Origin of the sequence: Streptomyces sp. CBMA156, assembly GCF_014596515.1 — a bacterium.
GTDB lineage: Bacteria > Actinomycetota > Actinomycetes > Streptomycetales > Streptomycetaceae > Kitasatospora.
In genome coordinates, this window is record NZ_MSJQ01000351.1 from 17,507 (window position 1) to 27,520 (window position 10,014).

Genomic DNA, 10,014 nt, shown 5'->3' on the forward strand with positions numbered 1-10,014 from the left:
GGAAATACGGCAGGATGTGCGGACGATGCGGAACGGACTGGTACAGCTCGGCGCCTGGGCGGCGGCCACCGGGGCGGCGGTGGCCCTGTCCTGGCTCGGTGTGCACACGGTGCTGACCGGCGCCGCGTTCGAGCAGCCCACGGCCCTGCCGCTGCCCTCCGCGAAGGCCGACGGCACGCCGCACCCCGCGCCTCCCGCCACCGAGCAGCCGCGCTCCGCCACACAGTCCACCACCCCTTCCCCGGCGGCCTCCCCGACCACCGCCACCGCGACCACCACCGCCGCCACCGCCCCGCACGGCCCGGCCCCCGGCCCCACCGCCGCGACGCCCACCCGCAGGCCCAGCCCCACCGCCACCGCGACGTCGACGGTGAAGAGCTACCCGATCCCGGGCGGCAAGGTCGCGCTGGACCTGAAGCCGGACCGGGCCACCCTGGTCTCGGCCACCCCCGACCCGGGCTGGCAGATGCAGGTGTGGACCGACGGCCAGTGGCTGCGGGTCGACTTCACCCGGGGCGACGAGGCCAACTCCGTCATCGCCTCCTGGAACGGTCACGCGCCGATGGTGCAGACGGTGGTCCGCTAGCGGGACGGGCGCCCCGCCCACCCGGCACCCCGTCAGAACCTTTTTCGCCGGAACCCATCGGCGGAACCCCCCGTCAGAACCCCTCGCGCGGCCGGTATCCCGGCAGGTACGGCCCCACGTACCCCGCCCGGTCCACCAGCGTGTGCCTGGTCCCGCCCGGCACCCCGATGGTGGCCAGCACCACCGCGCCGTAGTCGTCCCGCGCCTCGTACGGCTCGGCCAGCGACAGCGCGCCCCGGTCCACCGCGTAGTCGTAGGCGTAGTAGACGTCGGGCACGCTCACCGAGAGGTCCAGCACCCCGTCCCCGTACCGGTCCAGGTACGCGGCCAGCTCCCGGCCGCGCGGTCCCGTGGTCCGCACCGGGGAGGTGAGCACGATCCGCGTGCCCGGCGCGGCGAGCACGTACGAGCGCGTCTCCCGGTCGCCCGTCTCCGGCCCCGCGTACGCGGTACAGCACAGCCCGAGCGCGGCGCAGTAGCGGCGGGCCGCCCGCTCGGCGTCGGCGACCGCGAAGACCACCGCGTCGGCGCGGCCCAGCGGCAGCGGCCCCGCCTCCGCCGGGTCCGGTACGAGGCCGGCCCCGAGCAGGACGGCTTCGGCGGCGGTGTCGGTCATGACTGCCCTCCCGGTAGGCGTACGGACCATCGTGGCCGCCCCCGGAACCGCGGGTGGGGCCCTGCGCACGGGGGTGTGGCTGGAGGGTGGCGCCGGGCCGACCCGCGCGCAACTGTTCCGTTTCCTCCTGGTCAAGCTGTGCCCCGGAACGGGAGAATCGGCCGCGCCGCTGTACAGAATGCCCACCACAGGACGGTGCCGCGATGCCCCCCGCCCACGCCCCGAGCTCCGCCGGCTCACCCGACGCCCCCGTCGCGCACGGTGCTTCCACCACCTTGCCGGGCAGCACCAACGACACCATCGACACCCTGGACGGCCGGCTGATCCGGCTGCTCGCCGAGGAGCCCCGGATCGGGGTGCTGGAGTGCTCGCGCCGGCTCCAGGTGGCCCGGGGCACCGTGCAGGCCCGGCTGGACCGGCTCCAGGCCAAGGGCGTGATCGGCGGCTTCGGCCCCGAGGTGGACCCGGCGGCGATCGGCTACCCGGTGACGGCCTTCGCCACCCTGGAGATCTCCCAGGGCCAGGGCGCGGACGTGCGGGCGCACCTGGCGAGCGTGCCCGAGGTGCTGGAGCTGCACACCATCACCGGGATCGGGGACATGCTGGTGCGGATCGTGGCCCGGTCCAACGCCGACCTTCAGCGGGTGATCGACCGGGTGCTCGGCTTCGACGGGATCGTCCGCTCGTCCACCGCGATCGTGCTGGAGAACCCGGTGCCGTACCGGATCCTGCCGCTGGTGGACCAGGCCGCCGCCGAGTAGGAGGGTCCGGACGACGCCACGCGCCGATTTGGCACAGACGCGAGGCGGCGGCGGTTGCCGCAAGATTTATGTATGAACGTTCTACAATCCTTCGCGCCACCGTCGGGGCCACCGATACCCACGGCAGCCGCGCCCTCCCCAGGATCGGCCCCCGCATGACCCACACCGTCGCGGCCGACGGTACCGCCCCCACCCTCATCGCATCCGCCCAGCGCGCCCTGCGCCTGCTGGAGGCGGCCGCCCAGTACCCCAAGGGCGCCACCGCCAAGCAGCTCGCCCGGGACACCGGCCTGGCCCTGGGCACCGCCTACCACCTGCTGCGCACCCTGGTGCACGACCGCTACCTGGAACGCCGCAGCGGCCTCTACCGCACCGGCCCCGCGGTCGCCGGGCTGCTCGGGAACGACGGCCCTTCGGCCGGCCGGGCCCGGCTCAAGGCACTGCTGGGCACGCTCGCCGACGAGCTGTCCGCCGCCGTCTACTTCACCTGGTACCGGCACGGCGAGGTGGAACTGATCGAAGCCGCCGAGGCCCCCGGCGCGCCGCTGACCGACCGGCGCCACTGGCGGTCCGGCGCGCACGCCCACGCGGCCGGCAAGACCCTGCTGGCCCTGATGACCGCCGAGGAGCGCCGGAACCACCTGGCCCGCTACCCGATGGTGCCGTTCACCCCCTACACCCTGCGGGACCCGGCGCACCTGCCGCTGCTGACCCGCCAGGGCCCGCGGCGGGCCGTCCCGGTCACCCAGTTCCAGGAGTACGTGCTCGGCACCGCGGGTGCGGCGGTGCCGATCGTCGCGGGCAGCGGCATCGGCGCGGTCTCGGTCTCCCTGCCGATGGCCCAGGCCCACCGGCTGGCCGGGATCGCGGCCCAGCTGCGCACCCGGCTCGGCGACGACTTCGCCGCGGTGGCCTTCGGGATCTGACCGGGCCGGGATCCGAGGGCCGGGACCCGACCGGCCGGAATCCGACCGCACCGGGTCGGGCTGCCCCCGTGCGGAGGGGGCGGGGGGAGCCCGGTCAGCAGGAGGGGACGCTGCCGCCGCTCCTGAGCGCCTCCAGGGCCGCGACCGACTCGCCCAGGGTGCCGACCGGCACCAGCCGCAGCGACTTCGGCGTGTTCACCCGGGCGTCCGCGCACTCGTCCTTGGGCAGCAGGAACACCGTCGCGCCGTCCCGGGCGGCCGCCTGCGTCTTCAGCGGGACGCCGCCGACCGGGCCGACGGTGCCGTCCTTGTCGATGGTGCCGGTGCCGGCGATGGTGAGCCCGCCGGTGAGGTCGCCGCCCTTGCCGTCGCCGGCCAGCTTGTCGACGATGCCCAGCGCCAGCATCTGGCCGGCGCTCGGACCCCCGACCTCCCCCAGGTCGACCTTGACCTTGACCTGGTCCGGCGACAGGTGGAGGAAGTTCAGGGCGGCCGCGGTGGCGGCGTCCTGCGACTCGGCCATCTGCTGGGCGGTCGCCTCGTCCGCCTTCACCGGATTGGTCTCCGGGTAGACCGTCTCGGTCGGGCGCACGGCCTCCTTCGGGTCGAACCACGCCCGCATCGAGCGCCAGAAGGTGTTCTTCTGCCCCGGGCTGGTCGCCGTGATGGTGACCATCCGCAGCTCGCCCTGCGTGGTGCGCAGCGGCGCCCCGGTGATGGTGAGCACCGGCTTGTCCTGGTACGAGCCCAGGGTGTCCGCGGTCAGGCCCGGCCAGGTGATCGTGTACGGCAGCGGAACGAAGGCGGCCACGCCGAACAGGGCGGCGACCAGCGCGCCGCACAGCGTGAGCGTGCGGGTCCGCGGGGAGGTGAGGGCCTTGGGGAGCTTGGTGTCGGACACAAGGGGAATCCAAACACACCCGACACCGTGCGCGGGCGCTACCTGAGGGCGTCGGCCACCTCGGTCGCCGCCTCCACCACCCGGGGGCCGACCCGCTCGGGCACCATGCCGTTCAGCATCACCACGCCGACGCTGCCCTCGATGCCGCTCAGCCCGAGCAGCGCGGCGGCCGCCCCGCTCGCCCCCGACTGCTCCTCCGCGCGGGTGATGACGAAGCCCTGCTCGGGCCGGCGCTGGCTGGGGAAGGTGCGCGCCTCCAGGATCGCCCGGCCGGCCGCGCTCTCGGTGAGCGGGTGGCGCAGTCCGGTCCGGTAGGCGACGTGGAAGTCGGTCCAGCTCGGCTCGACCACGGCGACGGCCAGTGCCTCGTTGCCGTCCACCAGGGTCAGGTGGGCGGTGGCGCCGAGGTCCTCGGCGAGGCTGCGCAGGGCGGGCAGCGCGGCCTCGCGCAGCAGCGGGTGCACCCGGTGCGCGAGGCGCAGCACGCCGAGGCCCACCCGGGCGCGCCCGCCGATGTCCCGGCGGACCAGACCGTGCTGTTCCAGGGTGGCCAGCAGCCGGTAGACCACGGTCCGGTTGACGGCCAGCCGGGCCGCCAGCTCGGTGACGGTGAGCCCCCGCTCGGAGTCGGCGAGGAGCTTGAGGACCCGGACGCCGCGGTCCAGGGTCTGGGAGGTCTCGGCAGTCACGACGGGGCAATCCTTTCCGCGGCGCTCGCGGGGCGGGCGGCGCCGTTCCAAGGCCGGTGTCGCGCGCAGGTGGGGGTGGCCGCGCTCGGGCCCGTACGGCGTCGTCCTTGACGCGCACGGCCCTGCGGCGCCGTCCCGCGGGGGTTGCCCGGCGGAAGAGCGTGGGGGAAAGGTAGTGAAGGAAATGACGCGACGGAAGTGGTTGTCCAAAATTCGGGCGTGATCGACGGCAACGCCGCCTCGAAATCCGGACGAACCCCCGCGATTCGCCGGGTGCGTCAGGGTGCGGACGCGCCCCCGGTCCGGAGTGCGGACACCCCGGGACGGGCGGGGCGGTGCCGCGCCCGTTGCCGAAGCGTTCCTCCGCGGGCTCCCGGGCGTGCTACTTGGCCCACTCCCGGATCTTCGCGATCCGCGCCGTGAGCTGGTTGGCGGTGGCCTGGGCGGTGAGCGGCCCGCCGCACTGGCGGCGCAGCTCGTTGTGGATGGTGCCGTGCGGCTGGCTGGTGCGGTGGTGCCAGGCGGCGACCAGCGCGTTCAGCTCCTTGCGCAGTTCCCTGAGCTCCTGGTGGGTGACCACCGGCCGCTGCTCGGCCGGCAGCTCCAGCAGGTCGGCCTCCTCGGCGGGCTTGGTCTTGCTGCGCTGGATCTGCCGGTGCTGGCGCTTCTGGAGCAGCATCTGCACCTGGTCGGGCTCCAGCAGGCCCGGGATGCCGAGGTAGTCCTCCTCCTCCTCGCTGCCCGGGTGGGCCTGCATGCCGAATTCCATGGCGTTGTAGAGCACCCGGTCGAAGACCGCGTCGGAGCCCAGCGCCTCGTAGGAGAACTCCTCGCCGCCCGCGCCGTCCGGCCCGTCATTGGCCCGCTCGGCCTCGGCGAGCAGCCGGTCCTCCTCGTCGAAGAGGCCCTCGCCCTCCTTCTTCGGCCGGTCCAGCACGTGGTCGCGCTGGACCTCCATCTCGTTGGCGAAGCCCAGCAGCATCGGGATGGTCGGCAGGAACACCGAGGCCGTCTCGCCGCGCTTGCGGGCGCGCACGAAGCGGCCGACGGCCTGGGCGAAGAACAGCGGGGTGGAGATCGAGGTCGCGTACACCCCGACGGCCAGCCGGGGCACGTCGACGCCCTCGGACACCATGCGGACCGCGACCATCCAGCGCGAGGTGCCGGCCGCGAAGTCGGAGATCCGCTGGGACGCCTCGGTCTCGTCCGAGAGCACCAGGGTGACCTTCTCGCCGCTGATCTCGCGCAGCATCTTGGCGTACGAGCGGGCGACGGTCTGGTCGGTGGCGATGACCAGTCCGCCGGCGTCCGGGATCGCCTTGCGGACCTCGGTGAGGCGCCGGTCGGCGGCCTGGAGCACGGCCGGGATCCACTCGCCCTGCGGGGACAGCGCGGTGCGCCACGCCTGGGCGATCAGGTCCTTGGTCATCGGCTCGCCGAGCCTGGCCTCCAGCTCGTCGCCGGACTTGGTGCGCCAGCGCATGTTGCCGCTGTAGCTGAGGAAGATCACCGGGCGGACGACGTGGTCGGCCAGCGCGTGCCCGTAGCCGTAGGTGTAGTCGGCGACGGACTTGCGGATGCCGTCGCCGCCCGCCTCGTACGCCACGAACGGGATCGGGTTGGTGTCCGAGCGGAACGGCGTACCGGTCAGCGCGAGGCGCTTGGTGGCCGGCTCGAAGGCCTCGAAGCAGGCCTCGCCCCAGGACTTGGAGTCACCGGCGTGGTGGATCTCGTCCATGATCACGAGGGTCTTGCGGGCCTCGGTCCGGTTGCGGTGCAGCATCGGGTTGACCCCGACGCCCGCGTAGGTGACCACGATGCCGTGGTAGTCCCTGGACAGCGGCCCCGAGGAGTACCCCGGGTCCAGTCTGATGCCTATCCGCGCGGCGGCCTCGGCCCACTGCTTCTTCAGGTGCTCGGTCGGCGCGACGACGGTCACCTGCTGCACCAGGTGGTTGTGCAGCAGGTACGAGGCCAGGGTGAGCGCGAAGGTGGTCTTGCCCGCGCCCGGGGTGGCGACCGCGAGGAAGTCGCGCGGCTGCGTCTCGATGTACTTGTCCAGCGCACCCTGCTGCCAGGCCCGCAGCTTGCCCGCGGTGCCCCAGGGGGCGCGGCCGGGGAAGGCCGGGGAGAGGTGGTGCGAACCGGCGGGCGCGGCATGGCCGACGGACCGGACGGGCGCCTGCGGCTCCGACGTGTCGGAGAACAGCGGCATCGAGGAGGCGGCGGCAGTACTCACGGTCTCCGAGGGGGGATCATCGCAGGTCAGAGGCGGTTTTGCGGCCTCGCCCCGCGGTCGGGCGGCAATCGGACACAACCCGCCCAGCGTACCGGCCCGGCGCCGTTCGGGCCTCCAGGCGAGGCTCCGCGCCGGGCCCGCACGGCCGGAAATCGCTGTGACCCGGATCACACCGGAAGTCCCGTGGAACCCGGTAATCACCCCGGGCCCCGGCACTCTCACCAGGGTGAGGCCGCACCACCCCCACCTGCCCGAGTGCGGCCTCGCACCGAACCGAAGGGACCCACCCGTGCGCACCGTCGAAGAGACCGTCCAGGCCCGTCTGATCCTCTCCCTCCACCGTTCCGTCCGGCTGCGCGTGGTGCTGTCCTACCTGCCCGAGGACCCGCTGGCCGTCCGGATGGCCTTCCCCGCCGAGTTCTCGCTGGACGACGCCGAGGGCCAGAGCGCCGAGGACATCGTCTGGGTCTTCGCCCGCCAGCTGCTCTCGGCGGGCATCGAGCTGCCGGCCGGCGTCGGCGACGTCCACGTCCGGCCCTCGGTCGGCCGGCGCACCGTGGTCGAGCTGCGGGCCCCGGAGGGCACCGCGATGCTCCAGTTCGACACCGCCGACCTGCGCCGCTTCCTGTGGCGCAGCCGGCTGGTCGTCCCCGAGGGCGAGGAGCACCTGCACCTGGACTCCGACCGCGCGCTCGCCCAGCTGCTGGGCTGACGGGCGGCCCGGCGGCACGGCCGGGACAGCGGCGCACGGTCACCCGGGTCCGGGGCCCGGGGACTGTGACCCACCGCTCAGCCCGACAGCCTGCGCATCAGCCGGACGCCCTGGGCCGCCGTGAGGTGCGGCAGGTAGGCCTTGCCGATCGCCCTGGTGATCCCGGGCAGCGCGGCCGGGTCGGGATACGCCATGTACATCGGCCGGTACTCCGGCTGGAACTTCGCCTTGAACGCCAGCAGCGAGCGGAAGCCGTACACCGGCTCCAGCACCTTGCCCATCCAGTCCAGCATCCGCTGCAACCCGGTGGGCTCCCCGTCCTGCCCGGTGCGGGCCAGCGGGGCTCCCGACAGCGAGAGGAAGCGCGCGCCCTCCTCCTTGAAGCCCAGCGCGGCCGAGGCGATCAGGAACTCGCTGACGCCGCGGAAGCCGTCCGAGCGGCGGCGCATGAAGTCCAGCGTCCAGCCGACCGGCACGCCGTCCTCGTACACCGGCATCCAGCTGGTCAGCCCGTGCACCACCCGCTGCCCGTCCACCGCGATCAGCACCCGCACGTCCGGGTCGTCCAGCTCCTCCAGCCCGCCGAGCGTGAAGCCCATCTCCGGCAGGCCCTTCTCCGAGACCCACTCCTCGGAGATCGCCCGGATCTGCTCCCGCAGCGCGAGCGGCGCCTCGTGGTACGCCCACCACTCGGCCGAGATGCCCTGCTTGCCGGCCTTGTTGAGGGCGGTGCGGATGTCCTGCCACTTGCGGCCGGTGAAGGCCAGCTCGGGCAGCGGCACCACGGTGTCCTCGGCGACCTGCACCGAGCGCCAGCCGAGCTGCGCGGCGGCGGTCCTGGTCTCGCCGCAGACGCTGTAGAAGCACGGCGTCCAGCCGCGCGCGTCGCAGTACCGGGCGAAGCCGGCCACCGCCGCCGCCCGGTCCTCCGGGGCGCCGAACGGGTCGCCGGTGGTCAGCGCGACGGTGCCCACCACCCGGTAGGCGACGGCCGCCCTGCCCCCCTCGTCGAACCAGTAGTGGTTGCCGTCCCAGGTGGCGATGAACGAGAGCGTCCCGCCGCCGTGCTCGGTCAGCAGCGCCCGCGCCCTGGCGGCCGCCGCCGCGTCGGTGTGCAGCACCGGGCGGCGGAAGGCGGACAGCAGCACGGCCAGCGCGACCGCCCAGAAGGCCAGCCCGCAGTACGTCTCCAGGAGGCGCGCCACCGGCCCGACCGCGATCGGGTAGTCCGGCAGCAGGTCGTTGTACGCGGGCGGCAGGAACTGGGCCGGCAGCCCGGCCACCAGCCGGCGCGCGGTCGCCCCCGGCTCGAACTCGCCCGCCACCAGCCGCCCGAGCCCCACGTACGCGGCCGCGGAGGCGAGCGCCGCGCCGCCGAGCACCAGCGCCAGCCGGCGCACCGAGCGCCCGGCCAGCCGCAGCGGGAACCGCTTGCGGGTGGCCAGCAGCAGGACGGTGGTCAGCAGCGGCAGCAGCAGCGCCTCGACGAAGTACTGCACCACGTCCCGGCCGACCGGCCCGGCGTCCAGGTACAGCCAGCACAGCAGCGCCGCCCAGAGCAGCTCGGTGGCCACGGTGACCAGCCAGGCGAACCGCAGCCCCCGGCGCAGGCCCTCGGCGAGCACCAGCAGCAGCGCGGGGAACAGCGCGGCCATCATCCGGCCCGGGGTGTCGAAGATCCGGACCACGGCGTGCGCCCGGGCGCAGTCGTGCGCCGACACCGCGCAGAAGTCGGCGACCTCCTCCGGGCTGAGCCGGTGCGAGAGGTACAGCTCCGAGAAGGTGTTGAACGGCCCGCTGGCGTTGTCGTACAGCGAGGCGATCAGCGGCCCGAAGGCCGCGGCGACCAGGCAGAGCGCGACCAGCACCCGGGTCTCGGAGTGCGAGGAGCGGTGACTGCGCAGGTGCGGACGGCCCCGGCTGACCAGCGCGCCCAGGCCGAGCCCGGCCAGCGCCGCGGCGCACCGCTGGACGCTCTGCAGGTGGCCCACGTACAGCGTCATCACCAGCGGGACGAGCAGCACCAGCAGGTGCAGCCGGCGGCGCCAGAGCACGGTGAGCCGGTAACCGAGCACCCCGGCCAGCGCGAACAGGCCGACGGCGGGGCCGACCGAGATCTGGTCGGCCACCGAGACCGTCCACGGCTCCCCCGCCGAGGAGCCGAACGCGACCAGCGCGGTGCCCAGCAGGGTGCCGACGACCTGCCCGCCGACCAGCACCGCGAGGGTGCGCGGCCGCCCGAGCCGGTGCTCGGCGGCCGGGCCGACCAGGAGCAGCAGCAGGCTGGTGAACACGTACGAGCCGCTGCCCGAGCACCAGAACACCGAGGTGACCGGCGTCCACCAGTGGCCGTCGGCCAGCGTGGACGTTCCGACCCCGGCCCGTTCCAGCAGCCGGTCGGACGGGCCGTGGGCCAGGCTGCCGGTGGCCGCGCCGAGCAGCCAGAGCCCGGCCAGCAGGGCCAGCGTCAGCGGCGCCGAGCGCAGCCGGGCACCGAGCGCCCTGGCCGCCCGCCGGACCCGCTGCGGGCGCGGCTCGGGCGTCCGGGTGGCCGGGGCCCGGTCGGTGCCGCGGCCGGTCGCAC

At 74.3% G+C, this 10,014-nt stretch carries 9 protein-coding genes; 4 read left to right on the top strand and 5 right to left on the bottom strand.

Annotation, left to right across the window (positions count from 1 at the left end; translation table 11 throughout):
* Positions 1-25: 25 nt before the first annotated feature.
* The gene (locus BU198_RS30485) at positions 26-586 is read left to right on the top strand and encodes a hypothetical protein (RefSeq protein WP_188300082.1); all 561 of its coding nucleotides are present in this window, start codon (positions 26-28) and stop codon (positions 584-586) included.
* 73 nt (positions 587-659) lie between these two features.
* On the opposite strand, the gene BU198_RS30490 is transcribed toward BU198_RS30485, so the two are convergent.
* Positions 660-1,202: a VOC family protein gene (locus BU198_RS30490; protein ID WP_188300083.1), complete on the bottom strand. Its 543-nt coding sequence runs from the start codon at positions 1,200-1,202 to the stop codon at positions 660-662.
* 203 nt (positions 1,203-1,405) lie between these two features.
* Between BU198_RS30490 and BU198_RS30495 the strand changes: the two genes are divergently transcribed.
* On the top strand, positions 1,406-1,963 hold the full coding sequence (locus BU198_RS30495; protein WP_223245165.1) for an Lrp/AsnC family transcriptional regulator: 558 nt from the start codon (positions 1,406-1,408) through the stop codon (positions 1,961-1,963).
* A gap of 155 nt (positions 1,964-2,118) precedes the next feature.
* Positions 2,119-2,889, top strand: a complete 771-nt coding sequence (locus BU198_RS30500; protein ID WP_188300084.1) for an IclR family transcriptional regulator — start codon at positions 2,119-2,121, stop codon at positions 2,887-2,889.
* Positions 2,890-2,983: 94 nt separating this feature from the next.
* Here BU198_RS30500 and BU198_RS30505 read toward each other — a convergent pair whose 3' ends face one another.
* From BU198_RS30505 to BU198_RS30515, 3 genes are all read right to left on the bottom strand, one after another.
* A complete protein-coding gene (locus BU198_RS30505; RefSeq protein WP_188300085.1) occupies positions 2,984-3,790 on the bottom strand; it encodes a S16 family serine protease in 807 nt (268 codons plus the stop codon).
* Between the two features lie 38 nt (positions 3,791-3,828).
* A complete protein-coding gene (locus tag BU198_RS30510) occupies positions 3,829-4,479 on the bottom strand; it encodes an IclR family transcriptional regulator (RefSeq protein ID WP_188300086.1) in 651 nt (216 codons plus the stop codon).
* Between the two features lie 382 nt (positions 4,480-4,861).
* Entirely contained in the window at positions 4,862-6,694 is a 1,833-nt protein-coding gene (locus BU198_RS30515; protein WP_188300087.1) for a DEAD/DEAH box helicase, read from the bottom strand.
* Between the two features lie 313 nt (positions 6,695-7,007).
* On the opposite strand from BU198_RS30515, the gene BU198_RS30520 reads away from it, so the two are divergent.
* Entirely contained in the window at positions 7,008-7,430 is a 423-nt protein-coding gene (locus BU198_RS30520; protein WP_188300090.1) for an SsgA family sporulation/cell division regulator, read from the top strand.
* A gap of 77 nt (positions 7,431-7,507) precedes the next feature.
* Here the strand turns inward: BU198_RS30520 and BU198_RS30525 are convergent.
* Positions 7,508-10,014 (bottom strand): DUF2156 domain-containing protein (locus BU198_RS30525; protein WP_188300088.1); only part of this gene is annotated, 2,507 nt, incomplete at its 5' end.